Origin of the sequence: Dactylosporangium salmoneum (assembly GCF_039532525.1) — a bacterium.
Classification (GTDB): domain Bacteria; phylum Actinomycetota; class Actinomycetes; order Mycobacteriales; family Micromonosporaceae; genus Dactylosporangium; species Dactylosporangium salmoneum.
The window spans coordinates 1-22,129 of sequence record NZ_BAAARV010000094.1; the positions used below are offsets into that span (position 1 = coordinate 1).

At 72.4% G+C, this 22,129-nt stretch carries 21 protein-coding genes; 6 read left to right on the top strand and 15 right to left on the bottom strand.

Annotated elements, in window-relative coordinates:
- A partial coding sequence (locus ABD352_RS46665; RefSeq protein ID WP_344619075.1) for a hypothetical protein occupies positions 1–212 on the bottom strand: 212 nt, incomplete at its 3' end.
- Positions 209–715 (bottom strand): SigE family RNA polymerase sigma factor, encoded by a 507-nt coding sequence (locus tag ABD352_RS46670; protein ID WP_344619076.1) that lies wholly within the window; start codon positions 713–715, stop codon positions 209–211. The genes ABD352_RS46670 and ABD352_RS46665, both read right to left, overlap by 4 nt.
- Positions 716–809: 94 nt before the next feature.
- Between ABD352_RS46670 and ABD352_RS46675 the strand changes: the two genes are divergently transcribed.
- Positions 810–2,372 (top strand): LLM class flavin-dependent oxidoreductase, encoded by a 1,563-nt coding sequence (locus tag ABD352_RS46675; protein WP_344619077.1) that lies wholly within the window; start codon positions 810–812, stop codon positions 2,370–2,372.
- On the opposite strand, the gene ABD352_RS46680 is transcribed toward ABD352_RS46675, so the two are convergent.
- Positions 2,357–3,283, bottom strand: coding sequence for an SDR family NAD(P)-dependent oxidoreductase (locus ABD352_RS46680; RefSeq protein WP_344619078.1), 927 nt, complete (start codon positions 3,281–3,283; stop codon positions 2,357–2,359). The genes ABD352_RS46675 and ABD352_RS46680 overlap by 16 nt on opposite strands.
- 2 nt (positions 3,284–3,285) lie before the next feature.
- Positions 3,286–4,200: an SDR family NAD(P)-dependent oxidoreductase gene (locus ABD352_RS46685; protein WP_344619079.1), complete on the bottom strand. Its 915-nt coding sequence runs from the start codon at positions 4,198–4,200 to the stop codon at positions 3,286–3,288.
- Between the two features lie 106 nt (positions 4,201–4,306).
- Here ABD352_RS46685 and ABD352_RS46690 point away from each other — a divergent pair, with 106 nt between their 5' ends.
- The gene (locus ABD352_RS46690; protein WP_344619080.1) at positions 4,307–4,870 is read left to right on the top strand and encodes a TetR/AcrR family transcriptional regulator; all 564 of its coding nucleotides are present in this window, start codon (positions 4,307–4,309) and stop codon (positions 4,868–4,870) included.
- A gap of 3 nt (positions 4,871–4,873) precedes the next feature.
- Here the strand turns inward: ABD352_RS46690 and ABD352_RS46695 are convergent, their stop codons facing one another.
- Both ABD352_RS46695 and ABD352_RS46700 read right to left on the bottom strand, forming a co-directional pair.
- Positions 4,874–5,365, bottom strand: a complete 492-nt coding sequence (locus tag ABD352_RS46695; protein WP_344619081.1) for an LURP-one-related/scramblase family protein — start codon at positions 5,363–5,365, stop codon at positions 4,874–4,876.
- Between the two features lie 28 nt (positions 5,366–5,393).
- Positions 5,394–6,125: a class I SAM-dependent methyltransferase gene (locus ABD352_RS46700; RefSeq protein WP_344619082.1), complete on the bottom strand. Its 732-nt coding sequence runs from the start codon at positions 6,123–6,125 to the stop codon at positions 5,394–5,396.
- Between the two features lie 243 nt (positions 6,126–6,368).
- Here ABD352_RS46700 and ABD352_RS46705 point away from each other — a divergent pair, with 243 nt between their 5' ends.
- Positions 6,369–7,214, top strand: coding sequence for a helix-turn-helix domain-containing protein (locus ABD352_RS46705; RefSeq protein WP_344619083.1), 846 nt, complete (start codon positions 6,369–6,371; stop codon positions 7,212–7,214).
- Between the two features lie 337 nt (positions 7,215–7,551).
- Here ABD352_RS46705 and ABD352_RS46710 read toward each other — a convergent pair whose 3' ends face one another.
- The 6 genes from ABD352_RS46710 to ABD352_RS46735 form a co-directional block, all read right to left on the bottom strand.
- The gene (locus tag ABD352_RS46710) at positions 7,552–8,280 is read right to left on the bottom strand and encodes a VOC family protein (protein ID WP_344619084.1); all 729 of its coding nucleotides are present in this window, start codon (positions 8,278–8,280) and stop codon (positions 7,552–7,554) included.
- A 53-nt stretch (positions 8,281–8,333) separates the two neighbouring features.
- Positions 8,334–9,086 (bottom strand): nucleoside phosphorylase, encoded by a 753-nt coding sequence (locus ABD352_RS46715; protein ID WP_344619085.1) that lies wholly within the window; start codon positions 9,084–9,086, stop codon positions 8,334–8,336.
- Positions 9,087–9,957: 871 nt separating this feature from the next.
- Entirely contained in the window at positions 9,958–10,182 is a 225-nt protein-coding gene (gene infA / locus ABD352_RS46720; protein ID WP_344619086.1) for a translation initiation factor IF-1, read from the bottom strand.
- Positions 10,182–10,916, bottom strand: a complete 735-nt coding sequence (locus ABD352_RS46725) for a GNAT family N-acetyltransferase (protein ID WP_344619087.1) — start codon at positions 10,914–10,916, stop codon at positions 10,182–10,184. The genes infA and ABD352_RS46725 overlap by 1 nt, the downstream gene beginning before the upstream one ends.
- A gap of 374 nt (positions 10,917–11,290) precedes the next feature.
- Positions 11,291–12,022 (bottom strand): alpha/beta hydrolase, encoded by a 732-nt coding sequence (locus ABD352_RS46730; protein WP_344619088.1) that lies wholly within the window; start codon positions 12,020–12,022, stop codon positions 11,291–11,293.
- Between the two features lie 300 nt (positions 12,023–12,322).
- Positions 12,323–12,691, bottom strand: a complete 369-nt coding sequence (locus tag ABD352_RS46735; protein ID WP_344619089.1) for a VOC family protein — start codon at positions 12,689–12,691, stop codon at positions 12,323–12,325.
- 93 nt (positions 12,692–12,784) lie between these two features.
- On the opposite strand from ABD352_RS46735, the gene ABD352_RS46740 reads away from it, so the two are divergent.
- Positions 12,785–13,750, top strand: a complete 966-nt coding sequence (locus ABD352_RS46740; protein WP_344619090.1) for a helix-turn-helix transcriptional regulator — start codon at positions 12,785–12,787, stop codon at positions 13,748–13,750.
- A gap of 261 nt (positions 13,751–14,011) precedes the next feature.
- On the opposite strand, the gene ABD352_RS46745 is transcribed toward ABD352_RS46740, so the two are convergent.
- Entirely contained in the window at positions 14,012–16,039 is a 2,028-nt protein-coding gene (locus ABD352_RS46745; RefSeq protein WP_344619091.1) for a methyl-accepting chemotaxis protein, read from the bottom strand.
- Between the two features lie 74 nt (positions 16,040–16,113).
- Complete coding sequence (locus ABD352_RS46750; protein ID WP_344619092.1) at positions 16,114–16,875, bottom strand: C40 family peptidase; 762 nt, start codon at positions 16,873–16,875, stop codon at positions 16,114–16,116.
- Between the two features lie 292 nt (positions 16,876–17,167).
- Between ABD352_RS46750 and ABD352_RS46755 the strand changes: the two genes are divergently transcribed.
- On the top strand, positions 17,168–18,496 hold the full coding sequence (locus tag ABD352_RS46755) for an ABC transporter substrate-binding protein (RefSeq protein WP_344619093.1): 1,329 nt from the start codon (positions 17,168–17,170) through the stop codon (positions 18,494–18,496).
- A 30-nt stretch (positions 18,497–18,526) separates the two neighbouring features.
- A complete protein-coding gene (locus ABD352_RS46760; protein ID WP_344619094.1) occupies positions 18,527–19,831 on the top strand; it encodes a diguanylate cyclase domain-containing protein in 1,305 nt (434 codons plus the stop codon).
- A 1-nt stretch (position 19,832) separates the two neighbouring features.
- Here the strand turns inward: ABD352_RS46760 and ABD352_RS46765 are convergent, their stop codons facing one another.
- Positions 19,833–22,058, bottom strand: coding sequence for a DUF4132 domain-containing protein (locus ABD352_RS46765; protein WP_344619095.1), 2,226 nt, complete (start codon positions 22,056–22,058; stop codon positions 19,833–19,835).
- Positions 22,059–22,129: the final 71 nt, after the last annotated feature.

The following is a 22,129-nucleotide window of genomic DNA, read 5'->3' on the forward strand; positions in this document are numbered from 1 at the left end:
GTCCTCGCGCCGGGCGCCGGCCCGGGCGGCGGGGGCGCGGACAGTGCGGCCGTCATCGCGGCCTCCACCGCGAGGGTCGCGGCCGCGGCGCCGGCGCCGGCCACTCGCCGCATCAGGACCCGGCGGCGGTACCGCACGATCAGCTCCTCGACGGAGTGCCGCGGCGCCGGGTCGTGCCCGATGGTCTCGTCGAACAGGCTGCGGTACGTCATGACTCCCTCACCGGTACGAGGGCGCGCAGGGTCTCCAGCCCGCGCGCCGTCTGGCTCTTCGCGGTCCCGACCGAGATGCCCAGCGCCTCGGCGGTCTCCTCCACGGACAGGTCGCAGTAGAAGCGCAGCACCAGCACGGCCCGGCGGCGGGCGCCGAGCTGCCCGAGGTACGCGTCCAGGGTCAGCCGGTCGACCGTGCCCTCCTCGGGCGTCGCCGGGCGGTCCGGGCCGGCCCGCTCGGCGTCGAGGTCTGCCGGGTGCTCGCGCCGCCACGGCCGCCGCCGCTCGTCCAGCAGGGCCCGGACGAGCATCGTGTTGACGTACGCGTCCAGGCTGGCGATCCCCGCCCGGCGTGACCACTGGCGGTACAGCTTGCCCAGCACGGTGGCGACGAGGTCCTCGGCCAGGTCCCAGTCGCGGCCCAGCAGGTAGGCGGTGCGCCGCCAGCCCGCCATGCGCGCGGTTGCGAAGTCGCGGAACTCGGCCTCGTCCGATGTCCTCATGCCGTAGAAGACGGAACCACCCGCGTGCCCGGTTGCCGGTACCGTGAGGCGAGCCACTTTGCACCCGGAACGTTCTGCGTGACATATTATCTGCATGACCGACTATGGCCACGACCTGAGCTTCGGGACCTTCCTGCCGCCCGATGCCGCCGGCGCCGCGGAGACGCTGCGGCTCGCCGCGCGCACCGAGGAGCTCGGGCTGGACATGACCAGCGTGCAGGACCACCCGTACCAGGCGCGCTTCCTCGACGCTTGGACCCTGCTGACCGCGATCGCGGCGCAGACCGAGCGCATCTCCGTCTTCCCCAACGTGGCCAACCTGCCGCTGCGCCCGCCGGCCGTGCTCGCGCGGGCCGCGGCCAGCCTCGACCTGCTCAGCGACGGCCGGGTGGAGCTGGGCCTGGGCGCGGGCGCGTTCTGGGACGCGGTGGCCGGCATGGGCGGCCCCCGGCGCAGCCCGGCCGAGTCGCTCAAGGCCCTGGAGGAGGCGATCGCCGTCATCCGCGCGCTGTGGAGCGACGAGCGCTCGGCCCGGGTCGGCGGGGAGTTCTACGCCCTCGACGGCGCCCACCCCGGGCCCGGCGCCGCCCACGACATCGGCATCTGGGTCGGCGGCTACAAGCCGCGGATGCTCGCGCTGGTCGGGCGGGCGGCCGACGGGTGGCTGCCCAGCGCGCCGTACCTGCCGCCGGAGCAGCTCGGCGAGGCCAACCGGCGCATCGACGAGGCCGCGGTGGCGGCGGGGCGGCGGCCGGAGGACGTGCGGCGGCTGTACAACATCGCCGGGGCGTTCCGCGGCGACGGACGGGAGTTCCTGCAGGGGCCGCCGAAGGTGTGGGTCGAGCAGCTGGCCGAGCTGGCGGTGACCGAGGGGATGAGCGCCTTCATCCTGATGGTCTCCGCGGGCGGCGACGCCGACCTGGAGCGCTTCGCCCTGGAGGTCGCCCCCGCGGTCCGCGAGCTGGTGGCCGCCGAGCGATCGCATGACGACAAATCCGATACATCGGTCATGTCGCTCATATCGGAAGAGTCGGCGCCCGTCGTTGTCCAGGCGCGCAACGACACGCTCGCGACGCCCACGCCCGACGACGGGGTCCGGCTGTCGGGCGAGCGGCTGTGGGACGAGGCCGAGCGCCCGGCCGGCCCGGCCAGCGACCTGAGCGTCACGTACAACGCCCGCCAGCGCGCCTCCGGCCAGCACCTCGTCGACGTGCACAACCACCTCCGCCAGGAGCTGGCGCAGGTGCGCGACCTCGTCGACCAGGTCGCGGCCGGCGCGCTCGACCTCGGCCGGGCCCGCTCGATGATCAACACGATGGCGATGCGGCAGAACAACTGGACGCTCGGCACGTACTGCGAGAGCTACTGCCGGGTCGTCACCACGCACCACACCATCGAGGACGTCAGCCTGTTCCCGCGCCTGCGGGCGGCCGACCCCCGGCTCGTGCCGGTGGTCGACCGCCTCGAGGCGGAGCACCACGTCATCGCCGAGGTCCTCGAGCGCGTCGACGCGGCGCTGGTGGCGATGGTCGCCGACCCGGAGGCCATCGCCAAGGTGCGGGAGGCGGTCGACCTGCTCACCGACACGCTCCTGTCGCACCTGGCGTACGAGGAGCGCGAGCTGATCGAGCCGCTGAGCCGCTACAACGTGCTCTGAATCGTCTCCGCGGACACGGCCCACAGCCGGGCGGCCGCCTCCGGGTCCAGCGCGTAGGGCGCGACCCCGGTGCGCTCGCCCGGCACGTTGGGCCTGGCCTCCTGGCAGTCCTCGAAGTACTTCCCGCCGACGCCAGCCACAGCCGGGGAGGCGGCCAGCAGCACCGACGTCGCCGCGCCCTGCTCCGTGCTCTTCCAGCGGACCTCCTGCCCGCTGCTGGCCCTGATGCTGCGGGCCAGTTCGTCGACGTCGATGTACCGCTGCAGGTTCGTCCGGATCCCGCCGGGGTGCAGCGCGTTGACCCGGATACCGTCGCCGGACCAGCGCCGGTCGGCCTCCACGGCGAAGAGGATGTTCGCCGTCTTCGACTGCCCGTAGGCCAGCCACGGCTCGTACTCGCGCCGCTCGAAGTGGATGTCCTCGAACACCACGCCCGAGCGCAGGTGCGCGCTGGAGGCGACGGCCACGACCCGGGCGCCGTCCGCCGCCCGCAGGGCCGGCAGCAGGCCGGTGGCGAGGGCGAAGTGGCCGAGGTGGTTGGTGGCGAACTGCATCTCCCAGCCCTGCGGCGTGCGGCTCAGCGGCGAGGCCATGACGCCCGCGTTGTTGACGAGGATGTGCAGCGGCCCCTCCCAGCCGGCCGCGAACGCCCGCACGGAGGCCTGGTCGGCCAGGTCGAGCGGGGCGACGTGGATCTGCTTGTTGCCGGTGGCGGCCACGAGGTCGGCCGCGGTGCGCTCGCCGGCCTCGGCGTTGCGCACGGCGATGGTCACCTCGGCGCCCGCGGCGGCCAGGGCCCGCGCGGTCTCCACGCCGATGCCGGAGGCGCCGCCGGTGACGACGGCCCGGCGCCCGGTGAGGTCGACGCCGTCGAGCACCTCGGCGGCGGTGGTCTGTGCTCCGAAGTTCACGATTACTCCTTGACCAGAGACGTGGTGACATCCCAGAGGCGCTCGGCGGCCTCGGGGTCGAGTGCGTAGGGGGCGACGCCGCTGAAGGCGCCGGGTTCGGTGACGGGCGCCTCGGCGCAGTCCTCGAAGTAGCGGCCGCCGCCGCCGTCCACGGTGGCCAGCAGGACCGAGGTGGCCGCGCCCTGCTCGGTGGTCTTGAACCGGCGCGGCCGGCCGCCGAGGGCCGCCTTGGCCATCCGGTCCAGTTCCTCCCGTGGCACGTGCCGCTGCAGGTTGGTCCGGATCGAGCCGGGGTGCAGCGCGTTGACCCGGATGCCGTCGCCGGACCAGCGCCGGTCGGCCTCCACGGCGAAGAGGATGTTCGCCGTCTTCGACTGGCCGTAGGCCGGCCACGGGGCGTACTCGCGCCGCTCGTACTGGATGTCGTCGAAGACGACGGGGGAGTAGTGGTGGGCGCTGGAGCTGACCGCGACCACCCGTGCGCCGTTCGCGGCCCGCAGCGCCGGCAGCAGCCCGGTGGCGAGTGTGAAGTGGCCGACGTGGTTGGTGGCGAACTGCAGCTCCCAGCCCTCCGGCGTGCGCCCGAGCGGGCAGGCCATGACGCCCGCGTTGCCGACGAGGATGTGCAGCGGGCCGTCCCAGCCGCTGACGAACGCGCGCACGGATGCGCGGTCGGCGAGGTCGAGCGGGGCGACCCGCACCCCCTTGTTGGCGGTGGTGCCGACGATGTCCGCGGCGGTGCGCTCACCCGCGGTGAGGTCACGCACGGCCAGGGTCACCTCGGCGCCCGCCCCGGCGAGGGCCCGCGCGGTCTCGACGCCGATTCCCGAGGCGCCGCCGGTGACGACGGCCCGCCGGCCGGTGAGGTCGACCCCGTCGAGCACCTCGGCGGCGGTCGTGTCGAATCCGAAGGTCATGATCTTTCCCCTTGAGGCATCAGCGGTACGATATGAAGCGGAGGATCCTCCAGATGCCTCAACAGTAACCGGAGGACCCTCCGATTGATTCCCCCTGGAGTGTGACGTGACCCACCCCGAGACCGGCCGTCCCCTGCGCGCGGACGCCCGGCGCAACCGTGAGCGCCTGCTGGAGGCCGCGCTGAAGGCGTTCTCCGGCGCGGAGTCGGCGGCGGATGTGAGCCTGGAGCGGGTGGCCCGCGACGCCGGGGTCGGCATCGGCACGCTCTACCGGCACTTTCCGACCCGGGAGGCGCTGATCGAGGAGGTGTACCGCACGGAGCTGGCCCGACTGTGCGACGCCGCCCCGCGCCTGCGCGCGCAGCTGCCGCCCGTGGAGGCCCTGCGCGCCTGGATGGACGGCTACATCGACTACATGACGGCCAAGCAGGGCCTCGCCGAGGCGCTGCGCGCGGTCATCGCGGCCGGCGGCCAGCCCTTCGCGCACAGCCGGGACCTGCTCGTCGGCGCGGTCTCGGGCCTGATGGGAGACGGTCTTCGCACCGACGTGGACCCGCTGGACGTGCTCACGGCGCTCAGCGGCGTCACCCTCGCGGCCGGCGGGCCGGAGCGGCGCGAGCAGGCCGGCCGCCTCCTGGACCTGCTGGTCGACGGCCTGCGCGCGCGCTGAACGTCAGCCGTTCTCGCCCTTCTCCCGCTGCAGCGCCAGCTCCAGCGCCAGCACCGCGCACAGGATGATCAGGTGGTTCTCGCCCTCGGCGATGTTCACCGCGTAGCTGTCGCGGATGCTCAGCCAGCGCCTGGAGACCGTGGCCACCTCGCGCCCGCCCCGCTCGACGGTGAACTCCCGGTCGAAGAGGTTCCCGGACATCTCCAGGTCGTCCGGGCCCGGCACGTCGATGGTGAACTTGTCGCGGAACGGCGTGAACAGCTTCTTGCGCACCTCGGCTGCCTCTTCGCCGTCGATCTCGATGGTGTACGTCGGGCGGAGCGAGATCAGCTTGCGGTGCACGGTCGCCACCTCGTGCCCGGCCGGGTCCTCCACGACGAGCCGGTCGCGCAGGCTCAGCACCTTCCCGTCCACGTGCAGCACCTTGCGCCCGTGGCCGTCGGTCACATCGAAGTCGTCCCCGATGTCGAAGAAGCGCTCCTGGATGACATACATGCCTCCGATTGTCGGCCCACCGGTCCAGTCACGCCTTCCGAGCCAGCGTCAGGGTGCCCCGCAGGTCCAGCACGATCTCCCCGCCGATCCGGTCGAGGGCCGCCGCCAGGGCCTCGACGGTCTGTTCCTGGTCGGCCGGGCTCTTGGCGCGGAACGGCCCGAAGGTCCGCAGCAGGCGGAGGTACTGCCCGGGCTCCATCGGCAGGTGCCGGCTGGACCGCTCGAGCCGCACGTCGGCGAAGCACCCCGACGCGCGAATGTCGTCGAAGGCCTCGGTTTCCGGCCGTACCGCGGAAGCCCGCCCCTCCACCGCGAGGAACGCGGCGTCGATGGCCGCGGCGTGCGCCGGGTCGGCATAGGCGTACCGGTGCCCGAAGACCGCGAGGGTGCCGCCCGGCCGCAGGGCCTCGGCCGCCAGCCGGCACCGCCGCCGCGGATCTAGCCAGTGCCACGCCAGCGCGCAGCCGAGCACGTCGGCCGGCTCGACCCGGGCCTCCTCGAACGGCGCGACCACCACCTCCACGGCCGGGAACCGCGAGCGCAGCACCGACGCCATCCGCTCGTCCGGCTCGACGCAGGTCAGCTCCCCGCCGAGGCGGGCCAGCACCTCGGTGCCCTTGCCGGTCCCGGCCCCGACCTCCAGCACCCGCCCGGGCGGGGCGCCGTGGTAGCCGGCGATCGCGCGGGCCAGCGCCGGCGCGTCGTACCCGGGCCGGGCGTCCTCGTAGATGTCCGCCACCTCGCCGAACCGCATCGCCATGCCCGCCACCCTCTCACGCTGCCCGATGCCGCCGGGCGCGATCTCGCGTTGCCCTCTGCTGCCGGGCGCGGTCTCGCGTTGCCAGCCGCCGGCCGCGACCTCCTCCAGGCGCCGGGCGCGGTCTCGCGTTGCCAGCCGCCGGCCGCGACCTCCTCCAGGCGCCGGGCGCGGTCTCGCGCTGCCCTCGCTGCCGGGCGCGGTCTCGCGTTGCCCTCGGCTGCCGGGGGCGATAGGAATGCGCGGGTGCAGATCGCTCGCCCGGCGGCCCCGGCGTTGCGCGGCGCCGTCCTCGGCTACCGCGGCTTCCGGCTGCCCGAGCAGCCCACCCGCCGCCGCCTGCTGCTGCCCGACGGCACCGCCAAGCTGATGATCGGCCTCGCCGAGCCGGTGAAGGTGCTCCCGGCCGTGGGCGGCGCGCCGGCGTTCGCCGCGGCGTCGCTGCTCAACCCGCTGCGCGCCACCGCCACCGTCGGGGAGCACACCGGCCGCGTCGAGGGCCTCACGGTGCTGCTGGACCCGCTCGCCGCCTACCGGGTCTTCGGCCCGGTCCTGGCCGACCTGGCCCAGTCCCCGGCCGCCCTGCCCGATCTGCTGCCCGGCGTCGGCCAACTCGTCGACCGTCTGGCCGGGGCCGGCTGGGAGGCCCGCTTCGCCCTGCTCGACGAGGCCTTCGCCGCCCGCCTCGACCGCTTCGAGGTCGCCCCGGAGGTGGCCGCCGCCTGGTCGCTGCTGCGCGCCCGGGCCGGGCGGATCGCCACCCGCGACCTCGCCGCCGCCACCGGCTGGAGCGTGCGCCGCCTGCAGCGCCGCTTCGCCGCACACACCGGCCTGCCCCCGCGCGCGGCCGCCGCCGTCTTCCGCCTGCAGCGGACCCTGCGCCTGCAGGCCGACGGCGCATCCTGGACCCGCGCCGCAGCCGACGCCGGCTTCTACGACCAGCCCCAGTTCAACCGCGTCTTCCGGGCGATGGTCGGCCGCTCCCCGCGCGAGTTCCACTCCGCGCGCCGCCGCAGCGACCCGCGCGACGCCGCCGACTTCGTGCCCGGCCAGATCACCAGCACCCTGCTGACGCATTCGTACAAGTCCTGACCCGTCCCCGCCGCGGAGACTGTCCCTTTGCGAGACCGCGACGCCGGGGGAGCGGGGGTGCACGGGCGGGGCGGCGAACCGCGCCCCGCCCGTGGTATCAACTGCCCTGTGCGAGGAGCGCGGCGTCCCGGGTCCGCTCCGATCCCGACCCGGACGACGTGGGCTGGTTCCGCCTGAAGCCCACCGACCTGCCCCGCTACACCCCGCCTGTGGGCCCTCTTCGGCAGCCGGTGGCGCGACCGGGGCGCGTCTCCTCGCCCCGGGCTCGTTTGGATCAGCCCTGGGCTCGTTTGGATCAGCCCTGGGCTCGTTTGCATCAGCCCCGGGCTCGTTTGCATCAGCCCGGGGCGAGGAGGCAGAACTCGTTGCCTTCCGGGTCGGCGAGGACCGTCCACGGGACGTCCAGGTCGATCGCGGTGGCGCCGAGTGTCCGCAGCCTGGCCGCCTCGGCCTCCTGATCGTCACCCGGGTACGGGCGCACGTCGAGATGGACGCGGTTCCACCCGGTCTTCACGTCGGGCACGCGGACGAACCGCAGATATGGGCCGACGCCCTTGGCGGAGCGCAGCATCGCGTCGTGGTCGGTCACCTCGTGCACGGTCCAGTCGGTGGCGCTGCCCCAGAAGCGGGCCATGGCTCGCGGATCCGCGCAGTCGACCACCACCACGGCGATCGGTCCGGTGTCCCGGAAGAGCGGCCGCGGGTCCAGCACGCAGAACTCGTTGCCCTCCGGGTCGGCCATGACCGTCCACGGGACGTCGCCCTGGCCTACGTCGGCGAGTGTCGCGCCGAGATCCCGCAGGCGCGTGACCACCGCCGCCTGATGGGCCGCCGAGGTGGTGGCGAGGTCGACGTGCACGCGGTTCTTCACCGTCTTGGGTTCCGCGGATGCGGTGAGGTCGATGCAGACGGCGACGGGGTCGGGGTAGACGAAGCCCTCGGGTTCGAGGTTGGTCACGCCGGGTCCCTCACTGGAGACTCCCCAGCCGAGCGCCTCCGCCCAGAAGCCGCCCAGCGCCGAGTCGTCCTGAGCCTTCACGTTGATCTGCACGAGCCGCGTCGCCATGCCGACGCATGCTAGCGCGTTCTCCGTCGTCCCGATCGCCTTCGCGGCACGCCTCACAGGCGGCGGGCGGCGGCCAGGGCCAGGTGCAGCAGGTCGGTGCGGACGCTCGAGGTGGTCCAGCGGCGGTGGTCCCAGGCTTCGCCACCGACGTCGTCGCCCGCGTAGAGCAGCTGGCCCAGGCGCACGCCGCGGAAGGCCGCCACGGCCAGGAAGGCGGCGGCCTCCATCTCGACGGTCACGCAGCCCTCGTCGCGCCGGGCCCGGATCCGGGCCGGGGTCTCGCGGAAAGGGGCGTCCGTCGTCCACGTCGTGCCCACGGTGTACGGCACCCCGCGCTCCCGCAGCACCCCCACGCACGCCGCCACGGCCTCGGCGCCGGCGCGGATCGTGCGGGCCGGGGGCGCGTAGTGGTACGACGTGCCCTCGTCCCGCACCGCCGCCTCGACCACGACGACGTGCCCGAGGGCCAGGCCGGGCCGCACGGCGCCCGCGCCGCCGCAGGCGACGAACGAGCGGCCGCCGGCCGCGATCGCCTGCTCCAGGTGGTGCGCGGCCAGCGGGGCACCAACGCCCGGGTGGAAGGCGGCGACGGGCGGGCCGTCGCCGTCCTCCACGACGTAGATCTCGTGCGCGCCCAGCTCGGCGGAGAACGCGCCGATGCGGCGGGCCCCCAGCGTGGCCAGGACCTCGGCGAAGTAGCAGAGCACGACGCGCTCGGGCAGCGGCTCGGCCAGAGCGGGCGGGCGTGGCGCGATCAGGGCGGCGCGGTCCGGGTCGAACTCGGTCAGCGGCAGACCGGTCGGCATGGCCTCACCGTAGCGGCAACGGCAGGACCTCGGCCCCCACCGGGCGGTAGCCGGCGGCCTGGAAGGCGCGGACGCTGTGCCAGGCCAACCACGTTGTGCTAAAACCGTTCGTGGCCCAGCCTGCCGTTCCCGCGAGCGTTCGCTCCTGGCTCACGTCTGACGTGGCGCGGGCGATAGCCGTGCCGTACACGGACCGGGTGATCTACCCCGATAGGGTCGTGGTGGACTGGTCAGCGAGCGGTGATCGGGAATTTCCGGACTGGCCATCGCCCGTCTTGCTGATATCCGTAGAGAACCAGGGCGTCTGTGCCTGGGGTGTCCCACTAGCCGGCCAAAACCCACCGGTTCTGGTCGGCGGTCAGATCGTCAGCCGCACGGGGTGGTCGCACGGGACGACCCAGTACTGCCCCGATGTAGCGGCGTTCGTGGCGTCCCGTCGGTGGGACGCGGCGTGTCTGTCGCAGGAACCGTTGATCCAGGCACAGGCGGCGGAACTCGACGCCGGATCGCTGGAGTATCTGCGTGAGCGGTACGAGCAGGGTCCGGTGACGGTGGGGTGGCCGGGTCACACGGTCCACCGCTTCCAATGCCGCGATGCGAAGATCATGCTCTGGGACAGCCCCGGGCAGTGTGACTGGTGGATATCCGCCGTCGGTGCCAGCGCGCTGGACGAGACCATCGCAGCCGTATGGCATCTATCTGACCTGCGAACCTCGCTGTGGTCATCCGATTCCCAAGGGGCGGCACTACTACGCCGTCTACGCGGGCACTGACGTGAGCACGACCCACGCTCCGCCAAGTCGCGCAATGTCACGGTGATTGTGACGAAGGACGGCGCCGGGAGATCGGCGCCGTCCTTCGGTTCCGGGAGCTAGTTGCGGTACCGGAAGAGGATCCGGCCTCTCGTCAGGTCGTACTGGCTGAGCTCGACCAGCACGCGGTCGAACGGCAGGATCTTGATGTAGTTCTTGCGGATCTTGCCGCTGATGTGGGCCAGGACGATGTGGCCGTTGGCGAGCTCGACGCGGAACTTGGCATCGCGCAGGCACTCCAGCACGGTGCCCTCGAGCTGGATGCCGTCAGTTGCCCTGGGCATCAGTGGATCACCAGCTCGAGGTTGCTGCCGGTGCGGCGCGCGCCGGCGGCCTCGAAGAGCGCGACAGCCGCGGTGTTGGCCTCGTGCACGTCCGCGGAGACCGTCTCGACGCCGCGGGCGTGGGTGGCCGCCAGGATCTCCGCGAGCAGGGCGCGGGCGATGCCGCGGCGGCGGTGGCCGGACCGGACCGCGATGAGGCCGATCCTCGTGTGCCTCGGCAGCAGCGCCACTCGCGCCAGGCCCACGTAGGCGCCGGACTCGGCGGCGACCGCGTAGTGCGTGGGGTCGAGCGGCCGGGACAGTACCGCCGCCGGCATCTGATCCCAGCCGATCGTGGCCTCGATCTCGGCGCGGATCGTGCGATCCAGGTGGCGCAGCGGGTCCAGCTCGGCGGTGCCGATGGGCAAGAGCGTCAAACCCGGCCGCGGTACCGCACCATCGCCGCCACTCGGCATGACGTACTCCCACTCGCGGCGGCGGGTGGTCAGGCCGGCCTGCACCCACCGGGTTCGCAGGTCGAGGTCGGATTCGTCCACGACGGTGTACAGCGGCCGCGGCAGGGCGGCCAGCATCGCCTCGGCGAGGCGGGCGAAGACGTCGTCGTTCCAGGCGTCGATGCTCAGGAAGAGGCGGCCGTCCGGGCGGGGCGAGGCGTCGCCGCGGCCGACCACGAGGTCGTCGTCGAGGGCATGCCACTGCCGCTCGGCGACGCGCGTGATGACGAGTGTGTTCATCGGTGTCACCTTTCGGGAGATCCCAAAGGGACGCTCCCGGGCGGCACCTACCGCAGTCGCCCGACCGTGACGGGAATGGGGAGCACCCACATCGCTACAACGTTCACGGTGCTCACCCCCTCAGGCCGGACCACGGTCGCCGGAACGCTACCGCCGCCGCCCGCCGCCCGTCCAGCGATTAAGCGATCTCAGCCTCCCGGCGTTCGGTGCGTTGCCGGGCCGGCTCCTCGGCCGCGCTCGGTGAACGCCGCCGACTGCACTGTGGCCCCGGACAGCCGAAGGATCCGGTTGAATGCTGTGGTGAGTCGCACGAGTTGATCAACGAACGACGGTAACGTGATCATCGTTGGGCCCTCGGCGGGCGTCGGGGCAGGTCAGTGTCCGAACGCCCACGCCACCATCAGCGGAAACTCTTGTTCCCAGAATGCGTCGCCGTGCGAGCCGGCCCGTTCGGTCAGGACAACGTCGCCACCCGCATCGCGCAGCGCGTTCGCCCACCGGGTCGCGTTGTCGCGGAAGAACGGTTCTTCGGTGCCGGCGACGAGATAGGTGCGTGGGAACCTGCCGGACAGCACGGCGGGTGGCCGGTACCCCGCACCGGGCGAGGCGCAGAAGACCGCGCCGTAGATGTCGGGATGCCCAAGCCCCATGGCCAGTGCGAGTTCTGCACTGGCGGAGACACCGAACGCCGCCGTTCGGTCGGCCGGCAGCTTGGCGCCCAGGCGGGTCGCCGCCCATCGGCGTACGTCCTCGACGAAGAATTTCTCGTGTGCCGCGAACCGTTGCGGGTCGAAGGTGAACGCGTCCGTGCTGCGGCCCGGTGAGTACTCGTGCAGCCGCAGCGTCTCGTCCTCCAGCCGGTGCGCGCCGATGATCATCGTGGGCGGTAGATCGGCGGTCTCAAGAGTTGCTCCCCACGACGTGATCAACTGGCCGTCTCCGGCAAAGACGATTGCCTCGGGCGCGGCCGCCGGGACGTAGGCGGTGACCTGACGTCCACCGTCGTACTCCAACACCTCGGTAACGAGCTCGCCTGCTGTGGACGACATCGGCGTGGGCTCCTTGCTGATGAGGTAGCTGCCGACATGTGCTAGCAACAGTGCCAACTATCGCCGAACAGCGCCAGACATGACCGAACGTCACAGGAACCTCTGAGGGCGTCCAGCGCCCACACAAACCCGAGTAGTCGCCTTCTCGCCTGACTGGCAGCGCGGATGTCACTCACCGGATGTCAGTTACGCGCCGAGGTGGCTGGCCCGGCAAGATGACCTCCGAGAAGATCGCGGTAGCCCGCAGGTGTACACCTCCGAGAAGTGCACCGTCGACGTGGGGCACTCGTCGTCCTCTCGAAGGCGGACAACGGCAGGCGCGACACCTGACGTGCGCGCCTGCCGCATTGTGGCCTTTCAGTCCTTCGGTGCGACCCGGATACGGTTCCCGTCAGGATCGGCTGCGAGGAAGGTCAGCCCGAACCCCGCATCGTGCGGCTCCTGCAGGATCGTGACGCCCTTGGACTGCCACTGCTTGAAGATCGCGTTGATCTCGTCGGGTCGTCCACCTTCGATGGCCAGGCAAACCTCACTGGTACGCGGGACGTCGGGCGACAGATCCTCGAACTGGCCGGACCACAGAGCGAGGTCAGCGCCTGGCCCGAGGTCGAAGGTGATGTATCCCGAAGTCTCGAACGAGGGGCTGATGCCGAGGAGGTCGCCGTAGAAACGAGCTGCGGCGGGAGCGTCGTTCACGTAGACGATGGACACGACGGATGTGGTCATGGTTGTTCCTTCTCACAGGTCGTAGGTACGCATCCACCAGCCTGGCCGGAATATACGCCGCATCATGTCGCAATTCCTTGAGAAACTTGGTGGGTGACCCCGGACCGTTTCTTCGCCCTGATGCTGCTCCTCGAATCGAGGGATGGCGCGACCACACAGGAACTTGCCTCGGCGCTCGGGGTTTCCCTCCGAACCATCACCCGGGACCTGAACTGGCTCCGTGACGCCGGTCTGCCGGTGACCGCGCACCGGGGCCGACTCGGTGGCGTGGCCATGCTGCCCGGGTCCGGGCTCGACCTCGCGCGTCTCACGCCTGGCGAGCGTGATCATCTCTCGCTCATCGGGCTGGATGAGAAGCAGCGCACGGAGCTCAACGCATCGGTCGAGAGCCGGCGCGCGCTCGCCAAGATCGCTGCTACACAGTCACGTCGAGTTCATGAGCTCCTGCCGCTCACCGATGTCGTGCACGTGGACAGCCGTCCCTGGCTCCAGTCGCGAGCTTCCGGTACGACTCCGGCTTCGCTGATCGGATCGGTGCGACGAGGTCGCCGGCTACGGATCGTGTACGACAGTCCACGCGAGCCATGCCCACGTGACGTGGTCGTGGATCCCTACGGGCTGCTCGCCAAGGCCGGCATCTGGTATCTCGTCGCCGACTGTGCCCGAGTGCCACGGATGTACCGACTCGAACGGATCACGACGTGGAAAGAAGTCGACCAGCCACGACGGATCCGCGAGAACCAGACCCTGGCCACCGTCGCTGCTGCGCTCATTGATCAGTGGGAACACAACCACGCGATAGAGGTCAGCGCCACCATCGACCAGACCCAGATCGAGCGAGCGCAACGGATTTTCGGCCTACGACTCGTCCGGGACAACCATGAAGAATCCGCCACCGGCCACAAGGTGACGATTCGCTTCATGCATCTTGAGGACGTACGAGCATTGCTGCCGTTCGGGAGCGCCATCACGGTGCACGGCCCCACCGAAGCCAGGGCTCACCTCCGCGCCCTCGCCACCGACCTTGCCCGCCACTATGCGCCGTCAGAAACGTCCTGACCAGCAATACCTGGTTGCCCGCGAGGAAGCGCCGGCTCCGCCGGCCCGTCCTGCCAGCCCCCGAACCTTGCGCGGAACAGCGTGCGGTGACCACCGACCGCGACAGGCAAGTCGCGATGAGGGCGCGGCCCGTCGGGCGTGGCGGCGATGCGAAGGTCGTGCCGGTGGTGAACCCGTAGGCGGCGAGCACGGAGCCGCTGGGGGTATCGACCGCCCGGGCGTCGCCGGAGGCGAAGAGCCGGCCCCGGTTGCGGCGACGGTTCAGCTGGTGGCGTTGACGAACCGCCGGATCCGGTCCACGGTGGTGGCCTCCGGGGCCAGGAACTGCAGGCCGAGCTCGGTCTGCGCGCCCTGCCTGACGCAGTGCACGACCTGGGCGTGCAGCCGCACCGGGTTGCCCTCCAGGGCCAGCTCGACCGAGACCGCGTCACCGGTGCGCACCGGCACGTCGGCGTCGGCCTGGCAGCGCAGGCCGCCGGTGCTCAGGTCCATCAGCCGGGCCGCGACGAACTCGGCGCCGCCGTCGACGCCGAAGCGGACCGGGCCGGAGGCGGCGATCCGCTCGGCGTGGCGCCGCTCCAGCCGTTCGGCCAGCGCCGACATGCCGTTGATGCGCTCCATCGTCTGGCCGACCCGGCCGGTGAGCCGCTCCACGGTGGCGTACTGGTCCTGGGCCACGCTGTGCAGCACCCCGGTCGCCTCGCCGATGCCGGCGACCCCGGCGACCATGTCCCGGATCGTGCCGGCCATCTGGGCCGCGGTGCGCTCCAGTTCGGCGATGGTGGCCGCGATCCGCTCGGTCGACTCGGCGGTGGTGCCGGCCAGGTCCTTGACCTCGTTGGCCACGACGGTGAAGCCGCGCCCGGCCTCGCCGGCCCGGGCCGCCTCGATGGTGGCGTTGAGGGCCAGCAGCCGGGTCTGCGCGGCGATGCCGGCGATGAGCTGCGTGGTCCCGTCGACCTGGCGCAGGCTGTCGCCCAGCGCCGTGACGACCCGCTCAGCCTCCGAGGCCCGCTCGACGACCGAGACGGTGGCCCGGTCGGCCTCGGTGACCCGCTCCTCGATCGTGCGGGCGGCCGTGCGCACCTCGCCGACCTGGCCCACGACGTCCTGCAGCTCGCCCGAGATGGCGCCGACGGACTCGTCGACCACGCTCTGGGCCCGCTCGCGCAGCTGCCGCTGGCTCTCCCGCTGCTGTTCGAAGCTCGCGTGCAGCTGCTCCTCGCGCACCCGCTGGGCGCCGCGCAGCTGCTCGTCCTGGTCGACCAGGCGCAGCCGGGAGCGCTCCAGGGCGCGGCCGATGTCGCCGAGCTCGTCGCGGCCGGACGGCACCTCACGGGGGGCGAGGTCGCCCTCGGCGGTCGCGGTCACGGCGGAGACGGCGAGGTGGACGTCGTGCCGGGTGCGCCACCAGACCGAGGCGGCGAACCAGATCGCCATGACGGCGGTGACCGCGGTGACGGTGAGGTTGACCTTGCGGTCCCGGGAGAGGTGGGCGACGCGCGTGTCGAGCAGCCGCTGCAGCGCCCCTGTGGCCGGCTCCAGCGCCTGGCGCACCTTGGTCGCGGCGGCGCTCGCGTCGGCCGGGCCGGGCGTGGCGAGGCCGTCGGTGAGCGTGCCCGACAGGGTGGACAGCGCGTCGGCGGCCGCGCTCAGCGGGGCCAGGTCGCCGCCGAGGCCCGAGTCGGAGGTGTGGCCGGTCGCGGTCTTCACCCCGGTGCGGATCGCCGTGGCCGCCGAGTCCAGCACGCCGGCGTGCACGGCCTGGGCGGCCATCCGGTCGTCCAGCGCGGCCGTGGTGTCCGCGGAGGCGGCCGCCGTGGCGGCGGTGAGGGCCTTGGGCAGCTCGACGACGAGCGCGTCCATCACGTAGAAGGAGTCGAGGTCGGGGTCGAGGATCAGGTTGGAGTTGTCGCCGGCCGCGGTGATGAGCGCCCCGAGAGCCACGGCGGCGGCCGGCCCGCCCGACGTCGGCACCGCGGCCATCCGCTCGCCCAGCCCCAGCGACGAGTGCTCGGCGACGAGGCTGCGCAGCGTGGCCAGGTCGGGGGTGCGGCCGGCCGCGAGGTCGGTCATCGCCGACAGCGCGGGCAGCACCACCTCGCTGCCGTCGTGCTCGGCGACGGCGAGGCCGATCCGGCCGCCGACGGAGCCGGTGTACGCCCACGTCGTGCCCAGACCGGGCACCAGCAGTACCACCACCAGCACCGCCAACCGCGTGCTCGTGCGCACCCGGTCGGACAACCACAGGACCGGCACGAGCAGCGCGGGCCGGCGAGATCCACTCATATCGGGCTGATCGGTCCGGGCGGGCACAAGGTGAGAAAAAGGGTGCCCGCCCGAAGACCGGTCAGGGAATGGGTTTACAGGAAGCGGTACGCCGTGCCGCCGCGCACCGGGGCGACCCGGACACCGGCGGACGGGTTGGCCGCCTCGACCATCTTGCCGTTGCCGATGTAGATGGCCACGTGCCCCGGCATGTGGATCACGTCGCCGGGCATCCACTGCCCGGACGGCACCTGCCGCCCGCGGGCCGCGATCTGCTCGCTCTGGTGCGGCAGCTTGATGCCGACCTTGGCGTAGGCGGCCATCACGAGGCCGCTGCAGTCGTACGTGTTCGGCCCCGCGGTGGCGTACACGTACCGCTTGCCGACCTGCGCCAGTGCGAACGACACGACGGTTCCGGCTGCCCCGGACGGGGGAGTGATGCCCGCGGTCGACGACGACTTGCTCGCGGTCGTCGACCTCCCGGACCTGGTGGGCGACGTCGACTTGCTCGTCGAGGTCGTCGTCTTCTTCGTCGCCGTCGCGGTGGGCGGCTTCGGCGGGGCGGGCGCCGGGGGAGGGACCGGCGCATCGGGCCGGACGGGTGCGACGGGCTCGAGGCGCAGACGGTGGGCTCGGTCGGCCTTCTCGTAGGCCGTGAGCACGATCTCCTGCTCGGCGATCGTCAGTGCGGGTGAACCGCTGTCGGCGTTTACCGCGGCCGGCGCGGGTTTCGGGTTGGCGGCGGCCGCGGAGGGGCCGAGCCAGACGGTGTACAGGGCAAGGGCTGCGGTGCCTGCTGCGATGCGGTGCAGCGGCTGGCGAGCGTTCAGTTCGACTCCCGGATCGGCCCAGTGCACTCGCGCGTGTCTCGGGTGGAGCGCCACGGTGGTGTCGGCGCTGACCCGAAGTACCGGGCTAAACGGACATTCCCTCGGTTCGACCCCAGGGGGCCGTCGGCGACGCTACGAGCTACTCGTGGCCTGTGTGGAGAGTCGTGACATTCCTCACCACCTATCTCACCCACACCTGTGCGGGTATCGACCGAAATGTCCGACCGTTCTGGACAACCTTTTCCGGCCGTTAAGACGTCTTGGTTGCGCCTTTTTCGGTGGTCCGTTTCGCGCAATTTTCTGTGCTTATGCTGCTTTCATGGTTTTTGCAGCGGTACCGCGGATCGCGACGCTCGCCGCGACCGTCGCGTTGCTGGGGGCGTGCGCTGGCTCCAACGCCGACGGGCCGGCCGCCGATGCGGGGTGTGCGGGGTTCGCGGCGTACCAGGGCCACCGCGGCACCACGGTCACCGTCCGGTCGTCGATCCGCGACGTGGAGGCGGACAAGCTCGTCAAGGCCTGGGAGACGTTCCAGACCTGCACCGGCATCACGATCGACTACTCCGGCAGCGCCGACTTCGAGGCCCAGCTGCCCAAGGACGTGGCCGCCGGGAAGCAGCCGGACCTGGCGTTCTTCCCGCAGCCGGGGCTGCTCGCCGCGATGGCCCGCACCGGCAAGCTCAAGCCGGCCGGCAAGGGGACCGCCGAGAACGTCGACAAGTACTACTCCGCCGACTGGAAGCGCTACGGGACCGTGGACGGGGTGCTGTACGGCGCGCCGATCGACGCCAACGTGAAGTCCTTCGTGTGGTACTCCCCGAAGTTCTTCGCCGCGCACGGGTACGCCGTCCCGCAGACCTGGGACGAACTGCTCGCGCTGAGCGACCGCATCGCCGCCACCGGGACCAAGCCCTGGTGCGCCGGCATCGAGTCGGGCGGCTCGACGGGCTGGCCGGTCACCGACTGGCTGGAGGACACGCTGCTGCGCACCGCCGGGCCCTCCGTCTACGACGACTGGGTCGGGCACCGCATCGCCTTCGACGACCCGCGGGTGGTGGCCGCGCTCGACCGGGTCGGCGGGGTCCTGCGCAACCCGAAGTACGTCAACGGCGGCTACGGCGGCGTCGAGAGCATCGCCACGACGGCGTTCCAGGAGGGCGGCCTGCCGATCCTGCAGAACACCTGCGCCATGCATCGGCAGGCATCGTTCTACGCCAACTGGTGGCCGGCCAACGCCACCGTGGCCGAGGACGGCGACATCTACGCGTTCTACCTGCCGCCGGTCGACCCGGCCGCCGGCCGCCCGGTGCTGGGCGCCGGGGTGTTCGCCGGCGCGTTCGCCGGCCGCCCCGAGGTGCAGGCGGTCTCCGCATACCTGTCCACCCCCGACTTCGCCGACAACCGGGCCCGCACCGGCGGCGTGGTGAGCGCCAACAAGGAGCTGGACAAGTCCGTGCTGAGCAGCCCGATCGAGAAGCTGTCGGCGACGCTGCTCACCGACCCCGGCGTCACCTTCCGCTTCGACGGCTCCGACCAGATGCCCGCCGCCGTCGGCGCCGGCACGTTCTGGACCGGCATGACCGACTGGATCAAGGGCGCCGACACCACTACCGTGCTGCACCGCATCGAAACCGGCTGGCCGGCTTGATCCGGCGTGCCGCGTGCCGATGATCGACCCGTGAGAGGGTTGCGACGACGACTGGCCGATCTGCGGATCGCCACGAAGATCGTCAGCGTGTCCCTCGTCGTGACGGTCATCTTCACCGCCTCCGGCATCTTCGGCCTGGTCAACCTCAACCGGCTGATCCACGAGCAGGACCGCGAGTACAACGTCAACGTCCGCGCCCTGGACGAGATGACCCACGTGCGCTCCAGCGTCGGCTCCCAGCTGGAGGCCGTCCTGGCGTACATCCTCTCGGACCCGGGCTTCTACCGGGACACCTACGCCGACGCCATCACCCAGTCCGACCGCGACATCGACGCCCGCATCGCCACCCTGCGCGCCATCGACCTGCCGCAGAACGAGCGCACCGGCCTTCGCGGCTTCACCGCCACCGTCGACATGTGGCGCACCGCCCGCGACGCCGCGCTCGAGGCGGCCCGGGCCGGGGACCAGAAGAAGGCCGCCGCCGTCGTGCTGGTCCGCTCGGAGTCCATCGCCCGGGCCGTGAAGGACCGCGCCAGCTCCTTCCTGGCCCAGCTGGTCGACGCCGTGGCCGAGGGCGCCAAGCGGGCCAAGGCCAACGCCAAGCGCAACGCCCAGCTCACCACCGGGCTGCTGGTCGCCGGCACCCTGACCGCGCTGCTGCTGTCCGCGGTCACCGCGCGGGCCATCTCCCGCCCGCTGCGCCAGGTCGTCGACGTGCTGGCCCGCGTGGCCCGCGGCGACCTGAGCCGCCGCGTCGAGCTGGACCGCGGCGACGAGGTCGGCCAGATGGGACGGTCCCTGAACGAGACCCTGGGCGTGCTTCGCCAGGCCTTCGAGGAGGTGCACCACCGGGCCTCCCACGACGGCCTGACCGGCCTGGCCAACCGCGCCCTGCTGCGCGAGCGCATCGGCGCCGCCCGGCCCAACGCGGCCTGTGGCCGTCCGGTCGCCATGCTGCTCATCGACCTGGACGGCTTCAAGCAGGTCAACGACGTCCACGGCCACGCCGCCGGCGACCACCTCCTGACCGTGGTCGCCGCCCGCCTCCAGGCCGGTGTCCGCGGCGGCGACACGGTCGCCCGGCTGGGCGGCGACGAGTTCGCCGTCCTGCTCGACGACGTCGACACGGCCGAGGACGTCCACGCCGTGGCCGAGCGGCTCCTCGCCGATCTGCAGCAGCCGACGGAGTTCCGCGGCAACCTGCTGACCCCGCGGGCGAGCATCGGCGTTTCGCTGTGGGACGGCGAGATCCCCATAGACGCCCTGATGCACGACGCGGACCAGGCCATGTACGCCGCCAAGACCGGCGGCAAGGGCCGCGTCGCCCACGCGTAGCTCAGCTCTCGAGCGCGTGGAGCTCGACCAGCAACTCCGACAGGGCGGCCGCGTCGCAGCGCCCCATGAGGGTGCGCCGCGCGACCTGCCAGTGATCCGACCACGCGTCGTCGGCCCAGATCTCGGTGATCCGCTGCTCGTCGACCGTGTTGTACGTCGACGTCGACACGCCCGGGTCCAGCTCGACCAGCAACGTCAGCCCGCCGGGCAGCCTGCGCGCCAACTGGGTGTGCAGGCCTCTCGACGCGTGGAACGCGTTGCCCTGCCACCGTCCGCTCAGCAGCCCCAGGACCCGGTCCGTCGGCACCGGTCCGAATCCCGCCAGGCTCGTCGCCGCGCGCTGCGCCTCGGTGAGCGCCACCGCCGGCCGGTGCACCTGCGGGAACGGCTGCAGGATCTCGTAGTCGACGAAGAGCTGCGCCCAGCCGGCGAGGTCCCCGCCGAGCTCCGCCGGGTGCACGATGCCCAGCGGCACGTCCCCGCCGACGGTCGCGGTCGCGTCGTGGATGTCCGCGAAGCTGCCGTCCTCCGCGATCCGCAGCGCCCGGACCAGGCGGTTGTCCGGGGCGTGCTGGCCGGGTTGGTACTCGCCCCACAGCAGCCGCCGCGCGACCGGGCCCAGGATCGGGTGCGGCAGCAGGACCTCCCGCAGGTCGCGCGCCGGGCGGAGCCGGTGCGCGAGCATGTCGCGCTCCAGGCGGGCGATGTGCGCCGCCGCGGTCGCCCGCAGGTCCTTCTTGAACCGCTGGAACTGCTGGTATGCCTCGGGATTGGTGTCCTTGACGCCCGGCTTGGGCGGCCTCGCCAGGCGACGGCCGTCCGCGCCCACGGCGTACGCGGTGAGGTGCTCGTCCGTGACCACCACGAACGCGCGCGGCCCGTAGTCCACGGTGACGCCGGCGTCCAGCCCGTGCGTGATCGCCAGGCGGTCCGCCAGCTGCGGCACGGACAGCCCGCGCCGGGTGGCGGCCTGCGTGAGGTAGACCAGGACCCGATCGTTCGTCGAGCCGCCCGACATGCCCTCCTCGATGGCCAGCAGGTGCCGCAGCGACACGTCCGTGCCCACCGTGGCGAGCACCGCGTGCCCGTCGATCGCCCGGGCGTACCGGCTCTTCGCCGGCCACGACCGCACCAGCGGCGCGAGCTTGTCCATCGTGGCGTCGTTGCCGACGTGCGCCTGCGCCAGCAGCGCCCACGCCTCCGACGCCGGCATGTCGGCCGCCAGCCACCCGTCCAGCAGCGCCCGCCCGAACTCCGCCAGGCTCTGGCCGTCGCAGGCCGCGACCAGCCCCGCCAGCTCCGGATCGGCTGCGGCCACCAGGGGCTGCGCGGCCGCCGACGACTCGACGACCAGCGGCATGCCGCCGCCGGGCGGCGCGGGGTCCCCGGGCGCCGGTTCCGGCGCCTCCGCCAGGCGTGCGCGGGTCAGCGCGCCGAGCAGCCGGGCGACCTCGTCCTCCGGCATCGTCCCGCCCCCGGCCAGCCGGATCGCGGGCAGCGCCTCGGGTCGCGTCCACGCCGGTGCCTTGCCTTTCCGCGCTTCCTGCACCGCGTCGCCGGGGGCCGGCTCGATCAGGGCGGTGATCGCGGCGAGGGCGGCCGGCCCGTACTCGTCGGCGGTCTTGACGACGATCTGGCCGTGGTCGATCGAGGCCAGGTAGCGCAGCGCGTCCTCGGCGTTCTGTCGCGCCTTGCCCGGGCGCCCCACCGCGGCCGGGATCAATGCCCGCGCCGCGGTCTCGGCGTGCCGGCGCAGCCACAGCCGCGCCCAGAGCCGCCCGGACCCGAGGCGGCGCAGCCAGCCCGCGACGAGTGCGGCCGCCTCCGGTCCCTGGAAGGGCAGCATCAGCAGCCCCAACTGGTCGGCGTCCACGCCCGCCTCGCCGAGCGCGAGCGCCAGCGCGTCCAGCTCGAACCGCGCGACCGCGACCCGGCCCACATCGACGCGCTGCCGGTGCCGCAGCGTCGTCGGCTCCGCGAGCAGCGCCCGCGCCGACGCCTCCGGCCCCTTCGCGACCAGCCAGGAGACCTGCGGCAGGGTCAGGTTGGACAGCCGGTCCGCGCCGGTCGCCGCCTTCACCCAGTCGGGCTGTTCCAGCCCGTGGTCGAGCGCCGCGGCCCGCGACCACCACAGGTCCCGCTCCCCGTCCTGCCACGCCATGACGGTCGGCTCCTCGCAGGCCAGCCCTTCGACCACGACCGGCTTGCGCCCTTTACCCGCCGCCATCGGCTCCGCCTCCAGGTTCGTTCGCCTTTGTCCGGTGAGCTTGACATTGTCACTGTGACAAGGCTTTGACT

What these genes read in the sequence shown, in the direction of transcription:
- ABD352_RS46725 (WP_344619087.1), bottom strand. Translation starts at nt 10,916, where the DNA reads ATGAACACACTCGTCATCACGCGCGTCGCCGAGCGGCAGTGGCATGCC.
- ABD352_RS46735 (WP_344619089.1), bottom strand. Translation starts at nt 12,691, where the DNA reads ATGACCACATCCGTCGTGTCCATCGTCTACGTGAACGACGCTCCCGCC.
- ABD352_RS46670 (WP_344619076.1), bottom strand. Translation starts at nt 715, where the DNA reads ATGAGGACATCGGACGAGGCCGAGTTCCGCGACTTCGCAACCGCGCGC.
- ABD352_RS46755 (WP_344619093.1), top strand. Translation starts at nt 17,168, where the DNA reads ATGGTTTTTGCAGCGGTACCGCGGATCGCGACGCTCGCCGCGACCGTC.
- ABD352_RS46695 (WP_344619081.1), bottom strand. Translation starts at nt 5,365, where the DNA reads ATGTATGTCATCCAGGAGCGCTTCTTCGACATCGGGGACGACTTCGAT.
- ABD352_RS46675 (WP_344619077.1), top strand. Translation starts at nt 810, where the DNA reads ATGACCGACTATGGCCACGACCTGAGCTTCGGGACCTTCCTGCCGCCC.
- ABD352_RS46715 (WP_344619085.1), bottom strand. Translation starts at nt 9,086, where the DNA reads ATGCCGACCGGTCTGCCGCTGACCGAGTTCGACCCGGACCGCGCCGCC.
- ABD352_RS46710 (WP_344619084.1), bottom strand. Translation starts at nt 8,280, where the DNA reads ATGGCGACGCGGCTCGTGCAGATCAACGTGAAGGCTCAGGACGACTCG.
- ABD352_RS46765 (WP_344619095.1), bottom strand. Translation starts at nt 22,058, where the DNA reads ATGGCGGCGGGTAAAGGGCGCAAGCCGGTCGTGGTCGAAGGGCTGGCC.
- ABD352_RS46685 (WP_344619079.1), bottom strand. Translation starts at nt 4,200, where the DNA reads ATGACCTTCGGATTCGACACGACCGCCGCCGAGGTGCTCGACGGGGTC.
- ABD352_RS46700 (WP_344619082.1), bottom strand. Translation starts at nt 6,125, where the DNA reads ATGGCGATGCGGTTCGGCGAGGTGGCGGACATCTACGAGGACGCCCGG.
- ABD352_RS46745 (WP_344619091.1), bottom strand. Translation starts at nt 16,039, where the DNA reads ATGAGTGGATCTCGCCGGCCCGCGCTGCTCGTGCCGGTCCTGTGGTTG.
- infA (WP_344619086.1), bottom strand. Translation starts at nt 10,182, where the DNA reads ATGCCCAGGGCAACTGACGGCATCCAGCTCGAGGGCACCGTGCTGGAG.